Source organism: Vibrio quintilis (genome assembly GCF_024529975.1).
GTDB lineage: Bacteria > Pseudomonadota > Gammaproteobacteria > Enterobacterales > Vibrionaceae > Vibrio > Vibrio quintilis.
Genome location: NZ_AP024898.1, coordinates 643,799 through 667,976 on the forward strand (window position 1 = coordinate 643,799; position 24,178 = coordinate 667,976).

24 protein-coding genes and 1 pseudogene are annotated in these 24,178 nt (G+C 45.5%); 15 read left to right on the top strand and 10 right to left on the bottom strand.

Annotation, left to right across the window (positions count from 1 at the left end):
• Positions 1 to 23 precede the first annotated feature (23 nt).
• Both OC443_RS21360 and OC443_RS21365 read left to right on the top strand, forming a co-directional pair.
• Positions 24 to 182, top strand: coding sequence for a hypothetical protein (locus OC443_RS21360; protein WP_159440379.1), 159 nt, complete (start codon positions 24 to 26; stop codon positions 180 to 182).
• A gap of 141 nt (positions 183 to 323) precedes the next feature.
• Positions 324 to 1,172, top strand: coding sequence for a glycosyl hydrolase family 18 protein (locus OC443_RS21365; RefSeq protein WP_073586093.1), 849 nt, complete (start codon positions 324 to 326; stop codon positions 1,170 to 1,172).
• A gap of 111 nt (positions 1,173 to 1,283) precedes the next feature.
• Here OC443_RS21365 and OC443_RS21370 read toward each other — a convergent pair whose 3' ends face one another.
• Positions 1,284 to 2,525, bottom strand: coding sequence for a hypothetical protein (locus tag OC443_RS21370; protein WP_073586092.1), 1,242 nt, complete (start codon positions 2,523 to 2,525; stop codon positions 1,284 to 1,286).
• A 157-nt stretch (positions 2,526 to 2,682) separates the two neighbouring features.
• On the opposite strand from OC443_RS21370, the gene OC443_RS21375 reads away from it, so the two are divergent.
• Both OC443_RS21375 and OC443_RS21380 read left to right on the top strand, forming a co-directional pair.
• Entirely contained in the window at positions 2,683 to 2,838 is a 156-nt protein-coding gene (locus OC443_RS21375) for a hypothetical protein (protein WP_159440378.1), read from the top strand.
• A 102-nt stretch (positions 2,839 to 2,940) separates the two neighbouring features.
• A complete protein-coding gene (locus tag OC443_RS21380) occupies positions 2,941 to 3,780 on the top strand; it encodes a helix-turn-helix domain-containing protein (protein ID WP_073586091.1) in 840 nt (279 codons plus the stop codon).
• Between the two features lie 634 nt (positions 3,781 to 4,414).
• Here the strand turns inward: OC443_RS21380 and OC443_RS21385 are convergent.
• Positions 4,415 to 4,951: a hypothetical protein gene (locus OC443_RS21385; protein ID WP_073586090.1), complete on the bottom strand. Its 537-nt coding sequence runs from the start codon at positions 4,949 to 4,951 to the stop codon at positions 4,415 to 4,417.
• Between the two features lie 31 nt (positions 4,952 to 4,982).
• Complete coding sequence (locus OC443_RS21390; RefSeq protein ID WP_200796984.1) at positions 4,983 to 6,062, bottom strand: extracellular catalytic domain type 2 short-chain-length polyhydroxyalkanoate depolymerase; 1,080 nt, start codon at positions 6,060 to 6,062, stop codon at positions 4,983 to 4,985.
• A gap of 240 nt (positions 6,063 to 6,302) precedes the next feature.
• Between OC443_RS21390 and OC443_RS21395 the strand changes: the two genes are divergently transcribed.
• On the top strand, positions 6,303 to 7,667 hold the full coding sequence (locus tag OC443_RS21395) for an ATP-binding protein (RefSeq protein WP_073586089.1): 1,365 nt from the start codon (positions 6,303 to 6,305) through the stop codon (positions 7,665 to 7,667).
• Here the strand turns inward: OC443_RS21395 and OC443_RS21400 are convergent.
• On the bottom strand, positions 7,664 to 7,843 hold the full coding sequence (locus tag OC443_RS21400; protein WP_073586088.1) for a hypothetical protein: 180 nt from the start codon (positions 7,841 to 7,843) through the stop codon (positions 7,664 to 7,666). The two genes, OC443_RS21395 and OC443_RS21400, sit on opposite strands and share 4 nt — an antisense overlap.
• Before the next feature lie 714 nt (positions 7,844 to 8,557).
• Entirely contained in the window at positions 8,558 to 9,088 is a 531-nt protein-coding gene (locus OC443_RS21405) for an REP-associated tyrosine transposase (protein ID WP_073584803.1), read from the bottom strand.
• Between the two features lie 565 nt (positions 9,089 to 9,653).
• Here OC443_RS21405 and OC443_RS21410 point away from each other — a divergent pair.
• The gene (locus tag OC443_RS21410; protein ID WP_073584805.1) at positions 9,654 to 10,055 is read left to right on the top strand and encodes a hypothetical protein; all 402 of its coding nucleotides are present in this window, start codon (positions 9,654 to 9,656) and stop codon (positions 10,053 to 10,055) included.
• Positions 10,056 to 10,304: 249 nt separating this feature from the next.
• Here the strand turns inward: OC443_RS21410 and OC443_RS21415 are convergent, their stop codons facing one another.
• Complete coding sequence (locus tag OC443_RS21415) at positions 10,305 to 11,183, bottom strand: LysR family transcriptional regulator (protein WP_073584807.1); 879 nt, start codon at positions 11,181 to 11,183, stop codon at positions 10,305 to 10,307.
• A 129-nt stretch (positions 11,184 to 11,312) separates the two neighbouring features.
• Here OC443_RS21415 and OC443_RS21420 point away from each other — a divergent pair, with 129 nt between their 5' ends.
• From OC443_RS21420 to OC443_RS21430, 3 genes are read left to right on the top strand one after another with little or no spacing between them, the layout of a single operon-like run.
• Positions 11,313 to 12,050, top strand: coding sequence for an SDR family oxidoreductase (locus OC443_RS21420; protein WP_073584809.1), 738 nt, complete (start codon positions 11,313 to 11,315; stop codon positions 12,048 to 12,050).
• Between the two features lie 11 nt (positions 12,051 to 12,061).
• Positions 12,062 to 12,238: a hypothetical protein gene (locus tag OC443_RS21425; RefSeq protein WP_159440351.1), complete on the top strand. Its 177-nt coding sequence runs from the start codon at positions 12,062 to 12,064 to the stop codon at positions 12,236 to 12,238.
• A 28-nt stretch (positions 12,239 to 12,266) separates the two neighbouring features.
• Positions 12,267 to 13,244 (top strand): S66 family peptidase, encoded by a 978-nt coding sequence (locus OC443_RS21430; RefSeq protein WP_200796955.1) that lies wholly within the window; start codon positions 12,267 to 12,269, stop codon positions 13,242 to 13,244.
• A gap of 89 nt (positions 13,245 to 13,333) precedes the next feature.
• Here the strand turns inward: OC443_RS21430 and OC443_RS21435 are convergent, their stop codons facing one another.
• Complete coding sequence (locus tag OC443_RS21435; protein WP_073584811.1) at positions 13,334 to 13,969, bottom strand: HAD-IA family hydrolase; 636 nt, start codon at positions 13,967 to 13,969, stop codon at positions 13,334 to 13,336.
• A 167-nt stretch (positions 13,970 to 14,136) separates the two neighbouring features.
• Here OC443_RS21435 and OC443_RS21440 point away from each other — a divergent pair, with 167 nt between their 5' ends.
• The 6 genes and pseudogenes from OC443_RS21440 to OC443_RS21465 form a co-directional block, all read left to right on the top strand.
• A complete protein-coding gene (locus OC443_RS21440; protein WP_073584813.1) occupies positions 14,137 to 15,006 on the top strand; it encodes an AraC family transcriptional regulator in 870 nt (289 codons plus the stop codon).
• Positions 15,007 to 15,039: 33 nt separating this feature from the next.
• Positions 15,040 to 15,411 (top strand): hypothetical protein, encoded by a 372-nt coding sequence (locus OC443_RS21445; protein WP_073584815.1) that lies wholly within the window; start codon positions 15,040 to 15,042, stop codon positions 15,409 to 15,411.
• Between the two features lie 92 nt (positions 15,412 to 15,503).
• Entirely contained in the window at positions 15,504 to 17,498 is a 1,995-nt protein-coding gene (locus OC443_RS21450; protein ID WP_073584817.1) for a hypothetical protein, read from the top strand.
• Between the two features lie 171 nt (positions 17,499 to 17,669).
• On the top strand, positions 17,670 to 19,184 hold the full coding sequence (locus tag OC443_RS21455; RefSeq protein WP_200796956.1) for an AAA family ATPase: 1,515 nt from the start codon (positions 17,670 to 17,672) through the stop codon (positions 19,182 to 19,184).
• Positions 19,177 to 20,724 carry a VWA domain-containing protein gene (locus OC443_RS21460; protein ID WP_073584821.1) on the top strand — a complete coding sequence of 516 codons (1,548 nt, stop codon included), beginning with the start codon at positions 19,177 to 19,179 and terminating at the stop codon, positions 20,722 to 20,724. Before OC443_RS21455 ends, OC443_RS21460 begins: the two co-directional genes overlap by 8 nt.
• Positions 20,725 to 20,877: 153 nt before the next feature.
• Positions 20,878 to 21,357, top strand: a pseudogene (locus tag OC443_RS21465) (HEPN domain-containing protein); the annotation flags it as partial.
• Between the two features lie 49 nt (positions 21,358 to 21,406).
• Here the strand turns inward: OC443_RS21465 and tnpC are convergent.
• The 3 genes from tnpC to tnpA all read right to left on the bottom strand — a co-directional run bounded on the left by tnpC (position 21,407) and on the right by tnpA (position 23,692).
• A complete protein-coding gene (tnpC, locus tag OC443_RS21470) occupies positions 21,407 to 22,942 on the bottom strand; it encodes an IS66 family transposase (RefSeq protein WP_073585476.1) in 1,536 nt (511 codons plus the stop codon).
• 67 nt (positions 22,943 to 23,009) lie between these two features.
• Positions 23,010 to 23,378 (bottom strand): IS66 family insertion sequence element accessory protein TnpB, encoded by a 369-nt coding sequence (gene tnpB, locus OC443_RS21475; RefSeq protein ID WP_083601724.1) that lies wholly within the window; start codon positions 23,376 to 23,378, stop codon positions 23,010 to 23,012.
• Positions 23,375 to 23,692 carry an IS66 family insertion sequence element accessory protein TnpA gene (gene tnpA, locus OC443_RS21480; RefSeq protein ID WP_073585475.1) on the bottom strand — a complete coding sequence of 106 codons (318 nt, stop codon included), beginning with the start codon at positions 23,690 to 23,692 and terminating at the stop codon, positions 23,375 to 23,377. Before tnpA ends, tnpB begins: the two co-directional genes overlap by 4 nt.
• Positions 23,693 to 24,178 lie beyond the last annotated feature (486 nt).

Here is a 24,178-nt window from a genome sequence, read left to right on the forward strand (position 1 = left end):
TTATCAAAGCGAGGAAATTAATTATGAAACTACCAATGCAATCTCAACCGGTTGAACGGACTGTTTACTCTTCTCATGCTGCGGGTGCGGGTGCCGAAGCCTGTGGCTTCTGGGGCGATCTGGGCAGTGGCCTGCTGAGTGCAGCAAAAACGTTTGGTCCGACGCTGCTGGGTATGCTTTAAGTCCGGATAAACAGCGCAGGCTGGCACATACTCTCTATTCATCCATATTTGTGTAAATAAATGACAAGGCCATGTTTTTGCTGGTCTTGTCATTCTCGGTTGCTTTTTTAAATGACCAGCAGTGAATTCAAGGGGAAAAAAATGAGTAAACAATACGTGGTTGGCTACTTTAACGGTAGCGTGACGCAACAGGAAATTGAAACCAAAGCAAAAGATTATGATGTGGTGATTTTTGCTTTCTGGGTCAGCCCGGAAGAAGGGGTATTCGGCGCTGCGGCTTCGGCGGCAGGTAATCCTGCTTTGGTTGAACTGGTGAAAAAACAAGGCAAGCGTTGTCTGCTCAGTGTCGGCGGTTCAACCTTTCACCCACAGGTGAATGACTTAGCCAGTGCGGAAGCATTCGGGACAGGCGCTGCAAAATTTGCCCTTCAACACGGTTTTGACGGGGTTGATTTTGATATCGAAAATATTCAGATGAACAATGATTCACTGGCATGGCTGGCAAAAGCAACGAATGCCTGCCTGAGTGTGGCTGGTGCAGATCGTCTGTATATTTCCCATGCGCCGCAAGGTCCATATTTCACAGGACAAGGCGGATATGCGGCGCTGGAGTCGCTAACACAGGGCCGGATTGATGCGTTTTATATTCAGTACTACAACCAGGGCACCTGGGCTTATCAAAGTTATGAGAATTATGATTCGATGTTTGCGACAACCTACAATGACAGTGGCGAGGATTATGCGAACCCGACGTCGATCACCAGCATCAGTCAGCGGCAGGGGATTCCGGCAGAAAAACTGTATGTTGGTAAACCTGTTTCAACGGATGATTTGGGCGGAAGCGGGTATTTGTCTCCGGAAGAACTGACAGCGATTCTGGGACAGGCGAAAGCAGCGGGCATTGGCTTTGGCGGTGTCATGGGCTGGTGTATTGACAGCGATACGGACGGGTCGTGGGGCGCGGCGATGAAAGCAGCACTACAGGATTAATCCTGCCTGTACTGTTCTTTCCGCCTCAGGATGAAGTCAATGAAAAAGGCACCGTGTTCAGGTGCCTTTCTCTTGCGTGACCTTTGGATCAGACAAATGGCGTCTCTTTCTTCAGGACATTCGTTTACCGGATATATCGGTTTGGGACAGACGTCTGGCCAGGTTGTCCATCAGTGAGAACAGGATCTCAACGTTATAGCCAATCAGAAAAGCGATCAGCATCGGGGAGTATTCTGCGGTCAGGGCTGCCTGATCTTTGCTGAATACCATACCACTGGAAATGCCCATGACACCGCCTAAAAGTATTCTCAGGTTGTAGTCCAGACAGCTTTTAACGGTAAAGGTTTCTTGTTTAAATGATTGATAAATCGAACGCAGCACCAGTGTAAATGCACCAAGACATCCAAGGAGCAGGGGCAGAATATACCCTTCGAGTAAATCAATCATATGACCGGCGGAGATGCGCGCGCCGAAGAATAAATAGTTGGATATTTGCAGCTGACGCTCAGAGGTGAGTTTATCGACGACTTTCTGATAACGGGCTATTTGGCGGGTAACCTGCCGGGAGCGCTCTTTGGTTTTGAGCTGTTCGATTTGTTTTTGGGCGGCACTCAGTTGTTTGTGATAGATGAAGTCATCATATTCCGAGAAATGGATCTGAGGCTGAATGCCAAGCCGCCAGACAGTATTCCACTGATAAAGAAAAATACGGTTAGATTCAAACTTCTGCCCCGTCTCTTTCTCTGCCCGGGTGAGGCTTTTCAACTGCAGTTTTTGTTCCTCTGACAGCGAGTCCTGAGGCAGACTGGTTAATTGCGAGATCTTCTGTTGCAGGTCACTTTGAGACTCAAACAGCTTGTCTGATTTATTTAACACATCAAGGCCAATCATATAGTAAGACTGCAACATGACGGTAATCAGAATCAGCAGACAGATCGCCATGCCGTAATACAGCGGAACTCGTTTGACCCGCTTATAGTGGCCTTTGTGCTGCTTTTGCCAAAAGCCGGACGGGGCGGTTTCTTTGACACTGGTTAGCGTGGCCGGTTTGATTTGTTCCGCCAGCGCGCAATAGCACTGCCAGAAGCGGGATTCTTCCGCGACGGAGACTTTGCCGTTTTCCGTAAAAGCCTGTTTGGTCGTTAAGATGTCCTGAACGATATCGGGCGGAATTTTCATCCCTTTGCGACACAGGTAACTCAAAATCAGATCGACTTCCTCAATCGCACAGCTCAGTTCGGATTCATAGTCGTGGCGGGCTTTGGCTACTATGTTATCCGGCTTTTTCGCTGATTGCTCTGGTGAATTTTTTTGTGAACCTTCTGATGCAGTGTCTGTGGTTGTGGATGTCATGACCTCTCTCCGGTGGCTGGTCTCTGCGGATTAGGTATAACTGTACGAGAGCGACATGTTGGGTTCTTTTTCTGCTGCAACAATGTCTTTGCCTGTGTAAACGAATCCGTGATTTGAGCGAGGGAACTGATGACATGTTGCAAGAAACGGAAAGAAAATGGCGATTGTATATTGTCCTTTAATACCCGATATCCTGAAGATGCCGTTTTATCATGAATTGCACGCATTTCTTCATCGTCCCGGCCGGGATTTTTGCCTGTCCTCCGATTATCGTCTTTCTCTGGGTCAACAGACTCTGGTATGTCCGGATTAGCTGTCGCAGTGTTTGATTCAGACGCTGAAGCGGATACTGAAACGGGTTCTGAAATGAATTGACTGCGGGCGCAGGTCGATATTGCACTCAGGAGGAAGATGGATGGAAGATTCGCCTTATCGCATCATCGTGCAGTCAGGTCATCAGACGGTGCCGATGCAACTTTGTGAAAATTTAATTGATCAGCCGGTGAAAATTTTTCCGGTGAGTCTGGATAAACTGGTTGATCGGGTGATTGATCTGGCGCCCGATGTGATTCTGGCTGATGCAACCTATGGCAAAATTCGTGATATCCGTGCGGCCTGTCAACTGCTGCATAAACAGATGAATCATCAGCAGGTTGCGGTGCCGCCGGTGCTGGCTGTGATTGAGGGAAACAGCGGGCAGCGGGGAGAAGTGCTGCGTTACGGCGCGATTGATTGTGTCACTTATCCGTTTGACCCTCACGAAGTGATGATGCGGATTGAATACAGCCTGCTGTTGCAGGAAGCTTGTCATCAGGGCCTGACCCCGTACCGGACCAGTCCGGGATTTTATACACTGTTTGCGGATCAGCCCGGCGATGATCTGGCGAAGCAAACGGCTGATTACCTGCTGCAACATCTGGCAGCGCCGGTGACGCTGGTCCGGATTGCCCGGCAGATGCATACGAACCGGACCACCTTATCGAAAGCGTTTAAGCAGGCTTTTGGCTGTACTATTTTTTACTGGTTATACGAGCGCCGGATGGAAAGAGCGGCAGATTATCTGCTGCGGACTTATTATGATATCCGGCAGGTGGCTTACCGGGTGGGATATCCCGATGCGAATAACTTTTCTACTGCGTTCAAAAAGAAATTCGGCAGTTCGCCGGGTCAGTTTCGTGCCCGGCATCAGAAATATCAGCGCAACCATACAAATCAGCACAGCAATACACATCAGCACACAACGGCTCAGACCTGAATGCAGGGCAAACGGCCCTGCTCAGGCTTAGTCTCTGGTACAGAAAGCATCTGAAAAAACCGGAAAAAGATCCGCGGATGAGCGGCTCATCGTCCGGTTCATTCACCGTTATCAGCAGGCCTGTTTCGCCAGAATCTGTGCTTCTTCAGCGATAAAATCGCAGTGCTCGCCTTTGATCCATAGCTCTTTCACTTTGATATGCCGCATTGCCATATAGCAGGCATCGTCGGATAAACCTGATCACTGTTGCCCTGTGTCACCGGGCGGATAATCCCGTTATGGAAAATAAAATATTTCTCATCCCGGAGAGCGTCTGATCCGGTGTGAAGCAACTGATTCATGGCGACCCGGTTCTGTTTTTTCTTGGACAGTAACCGGTCAAAAACGACATTGTGACAACCGCAGGACAGTTCACAACAATTTGAATGATTGTGCCGGTTTCATTCAATATAAGGGAGCCGTCCGCCTGAATTCAGTATCACTTCGGCATCAGTTATTGAAATAAAAAAGCGACGCCGGAGCATCGCTTTTTTTGCAGGTTACGCTTTTAACGGACAGGCGCTTATCGCCTCCTTATCGTGCTGATAGGGACAGACGCCGGTCTGTCTGACCACTGCTCAGGTATTGTCCCCTTTTATTCCACGGCTACTTCTGCCGGTGTGCTTTGTTCTTCCTGTGCGATCTGGCGATAGGTCCAGGCTTTTAAAGCCACCTGAAGTGCGGCGAATGCACCCAGCATTTCCCCCTGATCACCTTTCAGTGATTTGGCTGTATCCAGTTGGTGTTCGAGTAAATCGGCCAGCAGTTTTGGTGAGTTGCTCTGTTGGTGCAGCATCACACTGGTGCCGGACGCATTCTCCAGACAGACTTTGGTGGCATGATTCTGGCTGGATCTCAGGCGTTGATCGACCGCCTGGAAGATCTCAAACAGCTCCATCACGGCCTGGTGGTGCTTCTCCGGCTGAAGCCAGAAGTTCATCAAGGCAAAGGCATTTTGACCTGCACTGGCTTCTTTTAATTCCGACATCATTTGTGCCATATCTTTTTGTGGTGACATCGCCGCCATAAAATCGGTCAGTTCTTTGACCGATTGCTGCTGAAAATCAAACCAGTGCTTCATTGCCTCAGTTACCCGTGACCAGTCTTGCTGAAAAGGCATCAGATAAAACATATATTCTCTCCATGTGATGGGTTTTATTGGATTAATAATCAGTCGGTTTGCTGCTCAGGCGTTCGACCATGCGATAGACAGCACTGACTTGTGGTGAATCTTTAGTGAAGTAGTCCGGATTCGGGTCATCCGGTGAAGAATATCCCCAGAAATCCCAGCAGCCTTTCGGGTTGTAGGGCTTTTCGGTCGAGGGATGAACCTGCGGGTAGAGCATGATGAGGTTGTAGGCATCGGCATAGGCGTTATAACCGGTCTGGTTATAGTATTTATCCTTAATGACTGTTGCACCCTGCTCACAACCGTGGAAAACCACATGAATACTGCACCGGGTGTCTTTTTCTTTACACTTGTCGGGGATGTAGACATAACCGGTTTTATCCATGCTGGTATAAGGTGATTTGATGAATTCGGATTGATCAAACGGTACCGCTTTAGCCTCTGGTTTAGCCTCTGGTTTAAGTTCGCTGGTATTCAGTCCGGAATATATTTTGTTCAGAATGTTTTCAGCCAGTGAAATCCCACAATTATTTACAAAAGGTGGTTTGGTCGCACTACATGTGCTGTCTTTGGCATTTTCTGTAATGATGGCATGACCGGCATTGGTATCGTTTTTGTAAAGAATATCCTCTACGCCCAGTGACTGATAAAAGTTTTGTGTTTGATCCATGACCAGCATGCTGACGGTTTTATCGCTGCTGCCACTGAACAGATACAGATGATCTTTCTTCAGATTTTCTACCGGATCGATTTTTCCCTCTGCGGCCAGCTGACGGGTTTTTTTGACCAGCAATGGTATGTTTGGCCCGGCGCTTTTGGTCAGCGGGTTCATACAGGTGTTCATCGCATTTTCCAGGTAAGTACTGGTCGGCCAGGATTGCGCGCACAGGTAAGGCCCGCCAGCGATAATTCCGGCACCTTTCATAATGGCGGAATGCGCGACTAAGAACTGTGTGGTCATAAATGCGCCGGATGATAAGCCGGAGACCGATGTGTTGCTGATCTCTGCGCCGACCGCCGGCAATTTATCCATGGCATGGGTTGCCAGCGGAATGAGTATCATGGATAAAACAGACCAGCGCGATAGCGGATTGCGTTTATTTGTCTTCATCATTGATTCCTGTTTGCCAAAGTTGAGTTGTCATATAATCACTTTAGGTTATGGGTTTAGTTACAATCAGTTCTTTGGCAAATACAGGCCGGGCTTTGGCAGCGCATATTTGTCATGTTGCGCACATATGAATATTCCGGAGCTGAAAACCTGGGTATTTTCACTGCAAGACCCCCCGTTTTGTCCTATAGTTGCCGCCATCAAATCAGTAAAGTCGTTTTATTTGACCTGAGCTGAATTTGCATGAGAGATGAAAACACCATTTTCCGGATCAATGATTTGAAACCTGTCAGGCAGGCGCTGAGTCCTGAACTCAGCTGGTGCCAGAGCCTGATTCACGCCCGCCTGTCAGAACAGTTGTTACCCGGAATCGAGGCCGGGATGCCGGATATTGTGCCGGACGATCCTTACGGCGCTTTTGTCACGCAGCAGGGGTGTGATGCCAGAACCCGCCTGACGCTCTGTCTTGCCATGATTCCTGAAGTGGCACCTGCACTGTTTGATGTGTTGCTTCAGCTCAATGAACAGACCCAGCGGCCTTATACTGAATTTGGTCTGGTGGAGTATGACGGCATCGTCCGGGCGACCGGACACACGCTGGGTTTTTTACTCGGCGGCGACCCGCTGCAAAGCCGGTTGCAGGTGATGCGCCTGTTATCCGGGGAAGCAGAGCCGGGAGAGTGGCTGATCCGGGATAATTCGCCGGAGGCGACTCCGGTGTTGTGGCAGCGGCTGCAACTGCGGCCGGAGGTTTTACAGCAGCTCCTGCTGCCTGACATGCCTGCCCGGCCGACGGTGATCAATCATCTGGCGACCCGGCTTGAAACCGCATTATGCTGGCACGATTTAATGCTGTCGGAGGCTGTGTACCGGGATCTGGATGAGATTGAGTTATGGCTGAGCTATGGCGAACGGCTGGGAAAGGAGTGGCAGTTGGCCGGTAAAATCCGCGAGGGTTTCCGGGCGCTGTTTTACGGCCCGCCGGGCACGGGTAAAACTCTGACGGCAACCCTGTTGGGTCAGCGGACCAACCGGCCGGTATACCGGGTTGATATCGGCGCGGTGACCTCAAAATATATCGGGGAAACTGAGAAGAATTTGGAGCAGGTGTTTCAGCAGGCAGAGCGTCATCACTGGCTGCTGTTTTTTGATGAAGCGGATGCCCTGTTCGGCCAGCGGGTACAGACCAGCGGCGCGAATGATCAGTTTGCCAATCAGAATGTGGCCTATCTGCTGCAACGCATCGAGAGTTTTGGCGGCATTATTATTCTGGCTACGAATTTACAGGATAACTTAGACGAGGCATTTTTCCGGCGTTTTGAATCGACGGTTTATTTTCCCAGGCCGGATGAAAGTGTGCGGCTGGCGCTGTGGGAAAACGCACTGCCACCGGCAAAACGCACCCCGGATATCAATCTCCATCAGCTGGCCTGTGAGTATCCGTTCAGTGGCGCAGAAATCATTAATATCGTTCGCTACGCGGCACTCAAGGTGATGAGTCAGGATCGGGAGCGGGTCTCAATGGCAGAGCTGGCATTGGGGATTAAGAAAGCACAGCAAATGATGCAGGAGGGGCTTTTGTCGGCGGGGAGGCATTCTTTTTTTTAATGGTTTGCTGTTTTTTGCTGTCTTTTGTTTGTCTCTGCTGTCTTTTGCTTCAGTGGGATGGTTTGTGGCGCACCTGCATCGACAAATCTGGAACTTTCTTTCTGAAAGTCCCAGATTTGTTTTGTGGTTTCATTGGTGGGTTTAACCTCGTTCCCATGCTCCGCGTGGGAATGCATACCGAGCTAAAAATTACCATGATTGGCAGATATTGACTGGTTTTTTTGCTCACATCGATCATGAGATAACCTCGTTCCCATGCTCCGCGTGGGAATGCATACCGAGCCAAAAATTACCATGATTGGAAGATATTGACTGGGTTTTTTGCTCACATCGATCATGAGATAACCTCGTTCCCATGCTCCGCGTGGGAATGCATACCGAGCTAAAAATTACCATGATTGGAAGATATTGACTGGGTTTTTTTGCTCACATCGATCATGAGATAACCTCGTTCCCATGCTCCGCGTGGGAATGCATACCGAGCCAAAAATTACCATGATTGGAAGATATTGACTGGGTTTTTTGCTCACATCGATCATGAGATAATCTCGTTCCCATGCTCCGCGTGGGAATGCATACCAAGCCAAAAATTACCATGATTGGCAGATATTGACTGGTTTTTTTGCTCACATCGATCATGAGATAACCTCGTTCCCATGCTCCGCGTGGGAATGCATACCAAGCCAAAAATTACCATGATTGGCAGATATTGACTGGTTTTTTTGCTCACATCGATCATGAAATAACCTCGTTCCCACGCTCCGCGTGGTAATGCATACCGAGCCCAAAATTACCATGATTGGCAGATATTGACTGGGTTTTTTGCTCACATCGATCATGAGAGAACCTCGTTCCCACGCTCTGCGTGGGAATGCATACCGAGCTAAAAATTACCATGATTGGCAGATATCAATGAGTCCTGTTTCACCTTCATAATTACGAGCACTTGAATAACGCCAGTGAGTCGCTTTATCGACATAGCCTCTTTTAACCGGGTTTTGGTGAATATATTCAACCTTCTGATGCATCATTTCATCACCTTGTATTAATTCGGGGTATGCTCCTTCCTGCCAAAACTGATAAGCGCGGTCATTCTTATGTGCTTTTTTGTAAAACGCTAACTGGTCGAGTATCGTTTTGGCTTTATGCTGAGTTAAATACAAGATCAATTGCCTGGCTGTATAGGATTTAAACCGAGCAATATCCCGATCTAACTGCTGACTTTGTACGACCATATGTAAGTGATTTTCTAATATGACGTAAGCGTGTATTTTCATGTTTTCACGCATTAGAAAAGAGAGTGAATCAAGTAAAATGTTGACGGTTTGTGGACGGGTGAAAACAGGTATCCAGTGTAAAACTGTCAGGGTTACAAAATGAGGCGCACCCTGATGCATGATTTTGTATCGACTTCTTCCCATGAATCCCCATTATATTCAATTCGCTTATTGCGGATTATGCACTGGATGATAACCGGGGATAGTACAAGAGCAGAACTTTGCGTGGCACTTCTAAGTCAGGTATGCATTCCCACGCGGAGCGTGGGAACGAGGTTTACTAAAAGGAACCAAAAACGTCTTTTTTTGCTTGGTCATGCGTGGGTCGTGACCGATTTATAAGCGCGTCCCTGCGCTGACAAATCTGAAACTTTCTCCCTGAAAATTCCTCCTTTGAGCAGCGATCAATTTGGCTGTGTTTTGTTTGTTTCTGCTGTCTTTAACCCTTGTTCCCACGGTCCTCCGTGGGAATACATATCGAATATAAGCATCATTGATAAAAACCCTTTGCAAACTCACCTTTGCTCACATCCATCATAAGATGATCAATGAAGTCCACAAAAATTATGCGTGTATGTTCAAAGTATCCGCTTTAAGTGAGCAAGTGCATTTGAGTTAATGGGTGTTTGGTCAATTATATTTATTGATGAAGGGAGAGTTATGGCATTTTGAGGATATGGATTGACGTGACATTATGTAAGGGATAAATATGTTCAAATTTTTTATCGGAATGATTTTTATATTTCTACCGATAGCGAATGCTTCAGAAATTGTATTTGAGGGCTATCCTATCAAGAAGATTGAAACCAATGAACACTCATCAGGCACAAGTTTGTTAAATAAATCACAGGGTGCTGAATACAAAGTGAAGATAATCAGAGACGGTGAAAATTATTATTGGTCTAGTCGCGGTAATACTCAAGTCGTTCCAGTGCAGTCTGGTTTTTATATTACATATATAGCTGTTAATGGTTCAGGATATATCCGTATTTTTTCTCCTGCTGCGAGAGCTATATTTAAGCAATTATCAATTGAAGAGCAAGCAAAGCAATTTTTATATTTTGAACATCTAATTCATCAAATGGGCTCAATTACCTACTATGGTAGATAACTATTCTCATAAAATGACAGATATCTGAAATTAAAGAGAGATAGTCCCAACAAGGAGAAAAATCACGATGATTTTTCAGTATTTGGAGCGCAGGACGCGCTTCCAAATACGTGCCGGCCCGCGCGCGCTGAACCCAAAAGAAGCATTTTTGGTGACTTTTTGTGCCAGCAAAAAGTGACTGGAGCGCGTGCGCCAAAAGCCGCTATTCGCCGCTATCTTCCCGGCCGGGGATAAATTTCACCGGCGCAGCTAAAAAACATCACCCAGCCAGTCAACAAATGCTTTCACCCGGGATGCGTATTTCCGGTTGCGCGGGTAAAGCACCGAAACCGGCGAAGGCGCTGGCGGGCAGTCTTCCAGCATCGGTATCAGGCGCCCTTCGCTGATATCCTGCGCCACATGGTAGCGGGGGACCTGCACAATCCCTAACCCGTTGCACGCAGCCATGACAAGCGTTTCCGCTGAATTAACCGTCAGAGATGTATTGATTGACAGGGTGTGTGTGTTGCCGCCGATACAAAATTCCAAAGGCATCGGCGTGCTGCTCCCGGTGGCGCGAAAGCCGACCATCTGATGTTTTTCCAGCGCCTGATAATCTGAAGGCAAACCGAATTTCTGAATATACTGCGGTGAAGCGACAGTCACTTCTTCGAGTGTGGCAATCTGTTTCGCCACCAGCTCCTGTGGCTGAATATTTCCCACCCGTAACACACAGTCAATCCCTTCCCGGATTACATCAGCAATCCGGTCACCTTCACTGAGGAATAAATCAATCTCCGGATAATTTGCCAGAAAATCAGGCAGTTTTGGCATCAGAAAATGCCGGGCCAGCGTGCCATGGACGTCGACCCGCAAGGCCCCTTTGGGTTTGGCACCGGATAAGAAGGTTTCTGCGTCTTCGACGTCTTGAATGATCGACAGGCAACGATGGTAAAACGCATCACCATCAATCGTCGGAGTGACCTGACGGGTCGTCCGTTCCAGCAATACCACACCTATTTTTGCTTCCAGCTTTTTGATGACGTCAGAAACGGTCGAAGCGGGGAGGTTCAGATCTTCTGCCGCAGCACTGAAGCTCCGTCTTTCATAGACCCGGGTAAAGACTTTCATTGTGTCAATTCTGTCCATGATCGTTCTCTGCGCCTGATTATTCGTTTTTTCCGGATACTGTTACTAAATATTAGCTGATTATCCGTTTATGAAGAAGTGATAAGTTTGTCTGCGATGTAAACAGCCATTCAATCAAAGGATACAAACATGTCAGAACGAACCAAAATCGCTATAGTCACCGGTGCTTCAAGAGGCATTGGTGCAGAAATCGCAAAACGCCTTGCCAGCGATGGCTTCCGGGTCGTTGTCAATTATGCAGGGAATGCGCAGGCGGCTGACAAAGTCGTGCAGGGCATTCAATCATCCGGTGGTCAGGCGATGGCTTTTCAGGCGGATGTGTCTGATGCAGCTGCGGTTTCGCAACTCTTTGAGTTTGTGGAATCCACCTGGGGGCAGGTCAGTTTGCTGGTAAACAATGCCGGGATGATGGAACTGAAAACGTTAGCTGACGTCAGTGATGTGCATGTCAGCAAGATGATTGATATTAACCTGAAAGGCACCATTCATACGCTGAGAGAAGCTGCGGTCCGTCTTGCGCATGGTGGTCGTGCGGTGAATTTCTCCACCTCCGTGGTCGGGCTGAAGCTGGAAAGTTACGGTGTGTATGCGGCGACCAAAGCAGCCGTTGAGACGCTGACTGCCATCATGGCCAAAGAAATGCGGGGTAAAAACATCACCGTAAACGCCATCGCACCAGGTCCGACAGCGACTGAGCTGTTCCTGAAAGGAAAATCTGATGAGCTGGTTGATCGCATGGCGAAGATGAACCCGCTGGAAAGATTAGGTACACCGGAAGATATTGCCGCTGTGGTGTCCTTTTTAGCCGGTCCGGACAGTGGCTGGATCAATGGTCAGGTTTTGCGGGCTAATGGTGGCATGATTTAAAGGAGTTGAATATGTCACAAAAAGTCGTGATGGTGACTGGCTCATCAAGTGGGTTCGGATGTTTAATCTCTGAAGCCCGGGCCAGAGCCGGTCATACTGTGACGGCAGCATTCGGCTGGCCGGTCTGGGCGATGTTTATCGGATGGTTTCCATCATGGCTGAAAAACCGGTATCCTCATCATGATTAAGGGCTGTTAAGTAAGGAAAAGAACAGGGATGATCATTCCGGATAAATTAAGCATGCATGATCAGGTCAGAGTGCTGGCACCATCAAGAAGCCTGGGCATCATCAGTGAAGAAACCCGATCCATTGCCAGTCAACGGTTTCAGGCATTAGGACTTAAATTAACATTTTCCAAAAATTGCGAAGTGATGGATGAATTCTCATCATCTTCAATTGAGGAAAGAATAGAAGATTTGCATGATGCTTTTCTGGATAAGAATGTAAAAGCGATATTCACGGTGATTGGCGGACATAACGTCAATCAGTTACTCAAATATATCGATTATTCAATGATAAAAAATAATCCAAAAATCATCTGTGGCTATTCCGATACCACTGCACTGTCAAACACGATTTATCACAAAACGGGACTGGTGGCTTATTCCGGCCCGGCGTATTCTACTTTAGGTATGCTAAAAGGGATTGATTTTACACTGGCATACCTTAAAAAATGTTTATTCTCTGATGCGCCATACGCAATCAACAATCCCGGAACATGGAGTGATGATCCATGGTTTCTCGACCAATATAAACGCAAATTCTACAATGATGATGGAATAAAAATATTGAATGAAGGAAAGGCCGAAGGTACCCTGATTGGTGGTAATTTATGTACTTTTAATTTATTACAGGGAAGTGAATTTATGCCATCTTTAGATAATACAATTTTGTTTATTGAAGATGATGAATTAACTTTCCCTGAAAATTTTGACAGAGATTTACAGTCATTAATTCATCAGAAAGACTTCTGTAACGTGAAAGGACTTGTGATTGGTAAGTTTCAATTAAAGTCTGCTATGTCTGAACAACAATTATTGAAAATACTTCAGACGAAAAAAGAACTATCAACCATGCCGGTTTTATATAATGTAAGTTTCGGGCATACGACGCCACATATCTGCTTCCCGATTGGCGGGAAAGTTAAAATTGATACAGATAAGCATGAGAAAATTATTGTGGAGCAGCACTAAATCTGATTCAGGAATATACCCGGACAACCTGCCTGTTCAGGTCACTTGGGTATATACCGCTGAAGCTCTGTACCTTGTTAACACGTTCATCACTTTAAAGTGATTTTTTTTCCGTTAAGGCAGACGGATACATCAAAAAAGTCCTGAACTGTAAGACAATCAGCGACAGGATGATTATCTGGTGCTGCTGCCAATATTCTGATGACATCACAGCCTGCATTGACAGCGGACTGAATGCCGGCTTGTGCATCTTCAAATACTAAGCATTGGTTGCTTTCAGCCCCCAGTCTGTCAGCTGCCAGCGCATATCCTTCAGGGTGTGGTTTACCGTTGGTTATATCTTCAACCGTAATCAATATTTCAGGCACAGGAACCGAAGCGGCCTTCAATCTTTGAATTGCTAACTCTCTGGGAGCAGAGGTAAATATCCCCCAGTCCTCATCTTGCAGCTGGCTCAGGAATTCAATGGCACCCGGAACCGGTTTTACCGAATTCACATGCTCTGATTCAGTGACTTCCAGCTTAGCTGCCTCTTTTTTGATATCAAGGTGCGGCATGATTTCTCTGATCACTTCTTCACCAGGACGACCATGAGATATCGCCAGAATGCTGTTGACATCAATCTCATGCTCATTCGCCCACACGCACCATGCTTTTTCGACTGACTCCTTTGAGTCAACAAGTGTTCCATCCATATCAAAGATGAATTTTTTATAGTTTTTCATGATGAAAATCCTGTAACTTACTGTTAATCATAAATATTGTTTATAGGAGTTTAGCTAAGCCCTGATATGTATTATTGGCCGGAAATTGGGTTGTTTGGTGCACTATATGGACATTTACTGATATGATTACGCCAAAATTGATTGACCTGATATGAGCGTTGAGATTCATGAAACCTATACCAGCAAAAAGTTTAATCCGGCCAGGTTATTCATGGAGACATCACTTAGATGAATCGCCCCTGGTATCAACTCAGGCTCACTTTCATCGTGAATACGAACTGCTGCTGCTTTTCAATTACAGCGGGATGATCAGAATAGGAAGCGTTGATATGGAAGTATTTCCCTGCTCACTGTTTTTGATTCCGCCGAATGTTTCTCATGACTTAAAAGGCTTAGATGTGAATTCCAAAGACATAGTGAATTCCAAAGATATGATGCCGGAGAGGTACAGCCTGTGGATTGAAAAAGAGTGGATGTCTAACATGTTGATTCATTGTCGTGAGATGAGAAAACTATCCAATATATTCGGTCATGATATCGGGATATTCTTTTCTCAGCACACTGCGTCTGAAGTGAAAAATGTAATCCGTCAAATCGACTATAAAACATCCAGCCTTGAGCAGCTATCTGTACTGCTCCGGGTATTTTCACTGATGATACAAGATAAGGCGCAGGTGATTCTCAGCTCGCCTGAGCGTGTTCATTTCGAGTCAGAAAAAGACCGGGTTGAGGCATTGTCCCTTTATCTTGATCGAAATTACTCAAAAGATATTTCGCTGACTGATCTGGCAAAACACATTTATTGTAGTGAGCGAACAGTCAACCGGATCTTTAAAAAGCATTTTGGTGAAACGTTTAGTCAGAGGCTCAAAAAAATAAGATTAAGTCATGCTGCCGGCATGCTGGAAACTTCCGGCCTGAAGGTGAGTTATATCTGTCAAATGACAGGGTATAAAAATCTCTCGAATTTCAATCGACAATTCCGGGCCTATAAAGGTTTAACACCTATAGAATACAGAGCAAAGTTCTCTGGTTGACAGCGTCTGATTATCCCGCAGGATGCGGCTACTTTGAACCAAACGATACCGATCAAACTTTCCGGGTCTGGCGGGCATAAATATAAGTCGTTTGAGACTGTTATCTTAAATGATACTAAACAGGGTTATCAAAACACATTGCTTGCACTGATGGCGTTGTGTCAAAAGGCTGAAGTCGAATTTCATATCTTTTCAGAAGAAGATAAAAAGCGAGCATGGGCAGACAGAGAGCAAGCTTTACAAGCAGTTAAGGCCAAACTTCCTGAACATATCAAGCTGTTTTGGTACTGTAACAGCCCCGCCCCGGGCTTACTTATCAGCCATGGTTTATCAAAATTGGGCTTACAGTGTAAAAACATTTACAACTTGGAAATATATTTACCAAATATGGCGAGTGCGAGATGATCATTTTCAATAAAAACAATGTTTTATTTTGTGGTATGTTTATTGATACTTCTTTTATATCTGCAAAACTACAATGAAGGTCATGAATAATAATGAGATATCCTGAACACTTAGAAAAAACGCCAATTACCCGATATCAGCCGCCAACAACCAGTCACCCTGATAACATCCCGTTTCATTTAATGGAACCGACGATGTTTGAGCGATTCTGCTGCGACTTAATTGACTATAAAATCAGCTATGAATTACGTCATTCCATTATTGATGTGTTGCCTATCGGTACCCGTGGACAGAAACAATATGGTGCGGATATTTTTGTAAAGGAATCAGGAGGCGAAAATACCCAATATACCTTGTATGAAGTAAAACGCGTTCACAATTATGGATGGCGTGATTATCAAAAAACAGTGCAGCGTTTTTTGGACCATTATGATGACTGGGGATTGAAAATCGGTAAATTTTGCCTTCTGGTTTCAGAAGATATCTCAGCCGATGTCATTATTCATTGGCAACAGCAAGTCAAATCTCTGTCTGAAATCGATATCGAGTTTGACATCATCTCTGTTACAAAACTGAACGAATGGACGCAGAAATATCCGGAGCTGGTCTACAAGTATTTTCATTCAGCATGGGTGAAGCATTTTTGGGGAGAAAATGCGATTTGGCACATTGAAAAGTATGGTATTTTTCGATTTAAAGAATCAGCCAGCTGGGTGGGTTATGAAGGTATTGAACACGAGGTGTATGACAATTTTTTCTCTTATAAAAATGACCATGTCAGAATTCAGGGCTTTTTACCCTCTCAAAGAAAGAAGCAGCTCAGTTGCTTCGTTGAATTCCGCAACGGCCATTTCTCTCATGTGATGACAACACTGGGAGAAGAGCAGTTATTAGCGAGGTATTTTATTGGTGCCATTATCCCCATTGATGAATATGAGCATCCTTATTTATTAAAAAATATGAGCAGCGAGGAAGATACATTTTTCTGTGATATTGGTAACAGCCGCATGCTGATTTCCAGAGAAGAAGCGGAATTTCTTCAGGATGCCATGCAGTTATTCAGGGAAGAATACATTCGTCGTATCGTTGAGATCGAAAGAACATGGCGCTCAGATTGTTTTGATAGCTATGCCTATAAAGGAAAGGATGTCCCCCTGATCTGCATTAAAAGAGGCTTATGGCGGTTGTTGCTCGACTTTGCTAGAGAGCATGATGCTTTTCATACACAGGGGAAGTGGAGCATGTTTGATAGTGGCTCCGCTTGGTTAAAAGTTTACACGGGAGAAAAGTCAGAAACGATGGGGGCCGGATACCATGCCTCCATTAAACCACATCAAAGGGAATTTGCTTGTGCCAGCTTCACCACATCCGATGATGAAGTTATTTTGGTCTGGTCTCCACCGACAGAATTTCTTGTTTCTGACAATGGTAGTGCAATCGGTCCCCGGTATTATTGGGATGCGAAAACAACGCATGACTGGCTGGTTAATGAAATGATTCCAGCAGCTTTGGACTGGATGGACAATCAGGCATCGAACAGAAAGCAAAGCCTGGTTAACAGAATCTTCAGTTCACTGAAGAGAGATGAGCTTGTCAGGAAAAACTACGATCCTGAGAATTATTTGACTTCTTTCTATCGTGAAACCAGTTGTGAAAGGATACAAACCATCAATTCAATTGACGGTTTCTCAACGCTGATTAATGAACTGCAACAGTTTTTTGCGCATACCCGGAAGGTGAATGTCGGGCACCTATTGTATCAGGCGATGTACCGGTGTCTGGCTGAGTTGATGTCAAAAACGCCAGTGAACGAAGATGGTTTTCACTATATTCATTCGAACCTGAATGACTTAGGGGCTGATAATTATCCAGACTTAATTCAGGCAGTCAGAGACCATGCAAATGAATCGACTGATGGGTGTAGTAATTCTTTCCGGATTGATTGTCTGCTGCGTTGTTATCAAAGTTGTCTGACTGATGATAAATGCACATTAAATGAAGTGGAAATCAAAAATATACTGCATGATTTAAAGCCCGCTTTTGTGCTGATGGATGAGCGGATATTGCTGGGTAGGCAAGGGGTATGACGAGGCTCGTAGTTTAAAAATCTGACCCAGAATCACGTCGGTTAAGGTTCTGTTTCTGACAGATCATATATCAGGCAAACAACAAGGCTTCAACTGCCGGCGTGTTGTTTTGGGTGAACTCAATAATGTGTTTCTTTTTACGCTAGAAAATAAAAATAGAAGGAATTTCTTGTGACAACGACAGTATGTGCAACAACGATGAACAGAAAAGACAAGCTCCAAACCCTAATGACTCAGATGAGCGATGGATTATTGGAAAGGGAGCATCAAATTCGACTTATGATGCTAGCTGCACTTTCTGGCGAACATGTATTACTTGTAGGACCGCCAGGAACCGCTAAAAGTGAATTGGCAAAGCGATTGAAAAGTGTCTTTGTTGAGGCGAATTACTTTGAACGATTAGTGACGCGTTTTTCTGTTCCAGAAGAGCTGTTTGGACCGCTATCAATCAAAGCGCTAGAAGAAGATCGTTATAACCGACTCACCAGTGGTTATCTCCCTGAAGCATCGGTGGCTTTTATCGATGAAATCTTTAAAGCAAATAGCGCAATCTTAAACAGTCTTTTAACTTTGTTGAATGAACGTCAATTTGATAATGGAAACCGAAGAGTCAATGTACCTTTAATCTCGGTTGTCGCAGCAAGCAACGAGTTACCGGAAGGAGAAGAACTCAGCGCTTTGTACGATAGATTCATTCTGCGTTCTTATGTATCACCTGTATCAACAGAGTCATTTGATGAGTTACTGAATGGAGCGCTAGAGGGATTCGACCCAGACCTCAATGTCCGTTTGAAGATTGAAGATCTAAATGAGGTACAGCGCCTAGCCGATAAAGTTGAGTTGACTGGAGCAACGAGAGAAGCATGTAAAGAGTTTCGTCATTACTTAGCGTCACAAGATATTTACGTATCTGATCGCCGCTGGCGTAAGCTGGTGAAATTAATGAAAGTGTCGGCTTTCACTTCAGGCTTTAATGAAACTAGCATTTACGATACTTGGATTCTTCCACACTGTTTATGGGAGAAACCAGAACAATTTGAGGGGCTGCAGGAGCTTTACCAACGTTTGGTCACTGCCGATGGGAAAACTCCGTCATCGCGTTTGATGCAGGTTATCAAAGCGTGGGAAGCAAAACTTAAGGAAGATCAACTTACTCATAAACAAGATTCTAAAGGACGACTTTTATACCTCGACCTAAATGGAGAAGAAACCGTTGAAGAGGTGAGTAAATATCAGAAGAAAGGTGCCTATGGTGATTTGCTCTATAAAGACGAATATGGAAATCAGACAGTTCAGGCAAGTAGATATGGTCGCAAATACGAACCAATCTTCGAAGAAGTTAAAAACACACCAATTCCTCTAAATAGTTCATTTTCGAAAGCTCATATTGATGGTCGAGTTAGAGAAATCCAAAGCCTAAGAAGTAGTGTCGAAGCGCACTACAACAATGTGAACAAAGAGCTGTCAGAAGTCTCAGGGTACTTTAATAATCATCTTTGGCTAGAGAAAAGTTTACTGTCTGAAGTTACCAATGCACTTGAAATTTCGATAAAAGAGGGAGAAAAATTATTGAAAAGGGTTGCTTCTTTGGAGTCAGGCTTTAAAAACCTCCCTCTAGAAGAATCCCCAACTTTGGTTTTGGAATCTTGCAGTAGTGACGTGATTGAAGGAGAACTCTGTGATTAGCGAGTCATATAAGGTTCAATCTCCGTTGTTCAACTTAGATAGTCAATTTACGTTCCTCGATAATGTGCCGGAGAAGTTTCTTCCGGTTGTTATTACAAATACTAATGGTGAGTTAGTAGAGCGGTGCAAATCATTAGTTAACTCCAGAAATGAACTTCTTGTGGGGGCGAATCCCACGAGTTTAATTCCCTTAGCCTCCCAGTCACTGACAGATGCGATTTGTAAAGTGCTAGAAGACACTGGATTAAATCGTTACTGCGCTAAGAGTGAAGAGGTGACAGATGCTCTGCTATCTGACATTTTAATTACGATAGATAAACTTCAATCTAAAGCATCGCCGTTAGTTACTGGTCTGATTGAGCAGATGGAAGAAGAAGCGTTAAGTCAAATCAAGCAAGCTTTAGAGAAAAGAAAGAACAAACGTAAACAAACTAAATCTATCTCTCTCACTAATGCTCAGCAGACAAGAATTGCTGAAACTGCTTCAGAGGAAGTTTGGCAGCAATTACTCTCTGAACAGAATGGTGTTGGTATCTTGCCTAGTGTATGGCAAGAGAGGCTAGCAATATGGGCTCAATTAGAAGAGGTATTTACTGAACTTGGGTTGATCACAGGTTTAGGCTTTGACTTATCAAAAGGCGTTTTCCAAAGCCATGGTTGGCTCGATCTTGTTCGGTTAAACAAGCTTGTCAAAAAGCTGCCCAAGTTGCAGGATTTGATTCGAGATTTAGGGCGTGATGAGCAAGCAGAAGGTTCAGTACTTGAAGAAATTGTAATCAAAATGAGTGTCGCTTCTCGACATGAAAAATATGTGGTCACACCGCTTGTACCAATGGAGACCAAAGGCATTACGCGGTCAGATTCGGTTTCTAGAATGTTGCCCCAAGAAGCCTCACTGTTAACCAATCCAATACTCAAAAAGCTCTGGCACGCCAAGCGAGCTGAACATGCGCTGCTTTCTTACTCAGTGGAAGGGACTGAGGTTCTGGTAGTAGAAGAACAGCTAGAAAAAGAGTCTGTTGGTGAAAAGCAGGGCAATAAAAGTAATAAGAATCGAGGCCCGATGGTGATTTGCTTGGATACTTCAGGCTCCATGAAAGGGTTACCTGAAAACATCGCTAAAGCGACTGTTTTGGAATGTTTGAAAGTGGCCTATAAAGAAAAGCGGTGTTGCTACGTTTATCTCTTTGGAAGTAAGGATGAGGTTAGTGAACTAGACCTAACGCTCGATGCGTCAGGGTTTAATGACTTACTTCACTTCTTGACGATGTCATTTGGGGGAGGCACCGATGCTGAAGGGCCTCTCAACAAAGCGCTGGAAAAATGTGACTCAGAAGCGTGGAATAAAGCTGATATCTTGTTAGTCAGTGATGGTGAGTTTCCAGTGTCTTCAGGGTTAAGTCGGAAAATTAACAATCGAAGAGAGAAGCAGGGACTACAAGTCCACGGTATTCAAATCGGGAATTCTGACTACACATCGATGAATAAAATTTGTGACCCAATGCATTACTTTTCGGCGTGGATTGATTTAAACCATTAGTCGTTTGTTGGCTGTCTGCACTCAGTGCTATTAGCAAGCAGAGTCACTTGCTTCTTGAAGCAACTCAATTTTATAGAAGCTAGTTATCATGATTTAAGTCTAAATATGGTAAATTCCACTTCATGCATATTTTCATGATAACCAGGACAAAGGATGTCAGAAGCGAAAGCCAATTTTGAGTACGCGATATCAGACGCAGAGCAATTGCTAGAGTGTTACGATCAGTTAAACGGGTGCAACTCTAAATCTCAACCTCCAGAGGTACTCAAGAGAGCGACATTAATTATGACTCTCACGGCTTGGGAAACCTATGTCGAAGATATAGCAAAAGAGCTTGTTGATGCGAAGTATGGCGTAGTAAAGGGTTCTCAACTTGGGAGGATTGTTGAGAATCGGCTGGAAGAGCATCTTAAGTATTTTAACAACCCAGGTTCGAAAAAGACCAAAGCACTATTTGATGAGTTCTTTGGTATTGATGTCACCGAAGCTTGGGTTTGGAATAATGTTCCAACCGCTGATGAAGCTAGAACACAACTCAACAAATGGTTAAAAAAACGAGGAGAGGCAGTCCACCGCGCTCAAACGGATTTAACTGAAGCGCACATCGTTAAGCGTGAGGAGTTAGACAAGTGCATTGTAAGCGCTCAATACTCGACACCATTGAACCCAACAACCCGGGGATTTAACCTCTGGCGATATTCCACGGAAGAAGAGATTCAACCTGTTCAACAGTTTCCGCATAGGGCAGTTTGCTCAGGACAGTATGAAGATAATCATATGGCTCCAGACCATTCAACTTTGCCGTTTCCACCAGGCTGTAGCAGACCGCACTGGCCTTCGCGCCCTGTGAGCTGTCGGCGAACAACCAGGCTTTACGTCCAATCACGAACGGGCGGATGGCATTTTCCGCTAAGATATTGCTGATTCGCAACGTTCCGTCAGTGCAGTAAACCACAAGCTTCGGCCACTGATTGAGCATATAGTTGATAGCTTTTCCGGTCAGGCTGTCTTTCGGCATTTTTCCGGTATATTTTTCAAGGAAGGCTTTGAGTTTTTCCAGTACCGGTACGCTGTGTTGCTGACGGTAAGCGACCACCTGCGCCGGCGTATACTCTGTCTTTTCTTTCAGGTCACTGATTTGTCTTTCAATATGATAGAGCTTGTTGATATAGCTGAGCGCCCTGTCCGCCTGACTGACCTTCGCTTTCTTTCCCTTCGGCTGCGCTGCCTGAGCTTCGGTAAATTTACGCCGGGCATGGTCCATACAGCCGACAGCGGTCAGCCCGTATTTCTCACAGGCAGCATGGTACCCCGCATAACCATCGGTGTGCAGGTAGCCTTTAAATCCTTCAAGTAATTCAACCGGAACGTTTCCGCCACGGGAAGGCGCATAATGGAACAGCACACTGCGTTTATCCGGCGGACCACCCAGTGACACCCACATATATTTATCAGAGGTTGCTGCCTTACCCGGCTCTTTCAGTACCTGAACCGGGGTTTCATCCATATTGATAAGATGCCCGGCATTCTGATAATCCCGCAGCAGGTTTACCAGTGGTTGAAGCACCTGCGCGGATTTCATCACATAATTTGCCAGCGTGGCTCTGGAGATATCCCCGCCATAACGGCTGAGCATCTTTTCAATCCGGTAAAGGGGCAGACCATCGACATATTTGGCTGTGAGCACATGGGCAATCAGCCCCACACTGCCCAGTGACCCCGGCAGCGGATGTTTGGGGTGTGCGGCCGTGATGATGTGCTGCCCTTCACCGGTTGAGAACACCGCTTTTTCCTGCATATATTCCAGTACACGAACTTTGGCTGGCACGATGTCCAGCTCTTCTTTCACTTTGGCGAAGAAGGTGCTTTTGGCGCCCATTTTTTCTTCGTCAGTCAGGTACAGGAAGATTTGCTCGCGGGGTAAATCAGCTGACAGTGGTTTGCGGCCGCGGGGTTTTGGGGAGGTATTTTTCTTCGGGTCTTGTTTTTCGTGCGCATCCAGCTCAGGGTCAGTGACCAGCTCGGCTTCATCGAACAACAGGTACTGAGACGGGTTGGTTTTCTCGCTCGAAGGTGTAAAGCGTTTGATTTTCAGCAGCCGGACGACTTCTTCAAGGATGGCGATATGTTCTGACTGAGACTGAAGTTGTGCTTCTTTTTCGGCTAACTGTGCACGAAGCCACTCAATTTCAGACCGGTTGTCAGCAGAAGAAGTCACGATTAAAAATACCTTAAGCTATTGTTTTAACAGGTATTCATTATATCAGAATTAAACATCAATGTCGCTAAAAGAGCGCCTCGTAATGCAATTTTTTATGGCCTTTCATCAACGAGATATCATAGCCATCCAGCAGCCAGTTGATTTGCTGTCCGGTGAGTGTGACAACCTCTTCTTCTGGTTTCGGCCAGCGGAATTTCTCTTCGGCGAGCGCTTTATAGTAAAGGACAAATCCGTTATCTTCCCACAACAGACACTTGATTTTATTGTGTTGGCGGTTGGTGAAGACATACAGATGACCACTGAACGGGTTATGCCCGAGCTCCAGCTCAACCAATGCACTGAGACCGCGGTACGATTTACGGAAATCCACCGGCTCACGATAAAGGAAGACCTGCACCAGTGCCGGGTCAGGACGCAGTGTCATATTGCTCATTGCAGTGCCTCCAGTAACTGGATAACGGTAGAGAGATTGGAAGATTGAATGTCATGAATGGTCACCCCGCCCGGCAGAGAAAGCGACAGCCCGGTTGTTGGCATTGTCTGCTCAATCCGGGCGACGGCAAAACCCGCCGTGACTGTTGGGGTGTTTTGCTCCGGTGCTTTTTCGTGGCGTTGTGCTTTGGTTTTCCAGTAATAAAAAGCTTTAGCGCTGAGATGGTGTTCCCGGCAGTATTGTGCCTGCGTCATGCCGGATTGTTTCCAGGATTCAATATGTTTCAGCCAGATATGGGGGTTAAGGGAAGCCATAGTGTTTAGTCTCCATCAATCATGTCGGCAGACATGATGCGGAGTTCTGTTTCACAATTGAAGTCTGTGGAGTATTAAGCGCTTACAGTGCATTAGATTTTTCCGAGAGTTAGTTACTGTTACCGATACACGGTTGGCGTTGTTGTAAATTTGTTTACGGTATTCAGATTACGAGGATGGACCGTCAAAATTTGAGCTACCACAGCCAAAACTGTCATCGAACAAATTAGAGTCATCAAAGCAACTGCTGGTGGTGTCATTGAGTGCTGATGAGCTCATTAAGGAATTTGATGAATTCGTGCCATAATTGTGAAACAGCACTCCATCAATCATGTCTGCCGACATGATTGATGGAGAATAAACACCATGGCATCCCTTCCCCCCGACATCTGGCTGAAACATATTGAATCTTGGAAACAATCCGGCATGACGCAGGCACAATAATGCCGGGAACGACATCTTAGTGGTAAAGCTTTTTATTACTGG

Coding starts and splice junctions, on each gene's coding strand:
- OC443_RS21380 (WP_073586091.1), top strand. CDS start 2,941: ATGGAAGATTCGCCTTATCGCATCATCGTGCAGTCAGGTCATCAGACG.
- OC443_RS21440 (WP_073584813.1), top strand. CDS start 14,137: ATGAAACCTATACCAGCAAAAAGTTTAATCCGGCCAGGTTATTCATGG.
- OC443_RS21390 (WP_200796984.1), bottom strand. CDS start 6,062: ATGATGAAGACAAATAAACGCAATCCGCTATCGCGCTGGTCTGTTTTA.
- OC443_RS21420 (WP_073584809.1), top strand. CDS start 11,313: ATGTCAGAACGAACCAAAATCGCTATAGTCACCGGTGCTTCAAGAGGC.
- OC443_RS21385 (WP_073586090.1), bottom strand. CDS start 4,951: ATGTTTTATCTGATGCCTTTTCAGCAAGACTGGTCACGGGTAACTGAG.
- OC443_RS21370 (WP_073586092.1), bottom strand. CDS start 2,525: ATGACATCCACAACCACAGACACTGCATCAGAAGGTTCACAAAAAAAT.
- OC443_RS21395 (WP_073586089.1), top strand. CDS start 6,303: ATGAGAGATGAAAACACCATTTTCCGGATCAATGATTTGAAACCTGTC.
- OC443_RS21365 (WP_073586093.1), top strand. CDS start 324: ATGAGTAAACAATACGTGGTTGGCTACTTTAACGGTAGCGTGACGCAA.
- OC443_RS21375 (WP_159440378.1), top strand. CDS start 2,683: ATGGCGATTGTATATTGTCCTTTAATACCCGATATCCTGAAGATGCCG.
- OC443_RS21425 (WP_159440351.1), top strand. CDS start 12,062: ATGTCACAAAAAGTCGTGATGGTGACTGGCTCATCAAGTGGGTTCGGA.
- OC443_RS21360 (WP_159440379.1), top strand. CDS start 24: ATGAAACTACCAATGCAATCTCAACCGGTTGAACGGACTGTTTACTCT.
- OC443_RS21405 (WP_073584803.1), bottom strand. CDS start 9,088: ATGGGAAGAAGTCGATACAAAATCATGCATCAGGGTGCGCCTCATTTT.
- OC443_RS21400 (WP_073586088.1), bottom strand. CDS start 7,843: ATGCATTCCCACGCGGAGCATGGGAACGAGGTTAAACCCACCAATGAA.
- OC443_RS21430 (WP_200796955.1), top strand. CDS start 12,267: ATGATCATTCCGGATAAATTAAGCATGCATGATCAGGTCAGAGTGCTG.
- OC443_RS21435 (WP_073584811.1), bottom strand. CDS start 13,969: ATGAAAAACTATAAAAAATTCATCTTTGATATGGATGGAACACTTGTT.
- OC443_RS21410 (WP_073584805.1), top strand. CDS start 9,654: ATGTTCAAATTTTTTATCGGAATGATTTTTATATTTCTACCGATAGCG.
- tnpA (WP_073585475.1), bottom strand. CDS start 23,692: ATGGCTTCCCTTAACCCCCATATCTGGCTGAAACATATTGAATCCTGG.
- OC443_RS21415 (WP_073584807.1), bottom strand. CDS start 11,183: ATGGACAGAATTGACACAATGAAAGTCTTTACCCGGGTCTATGAAAGA.
- tnpB (WP_083601724.1), bottom strand. CDS start 23,378: ATGAGCAATATGACACTGCGTCCTGACCCGGCACTGGTGCAGGTCTTC.
- OC443_RS21450 (WP_073584817.1), top strand. CDS start 15,504: ATGAGATATCCTGAACACTTAGAAAAAACGCCAATTACCCGATATCAG.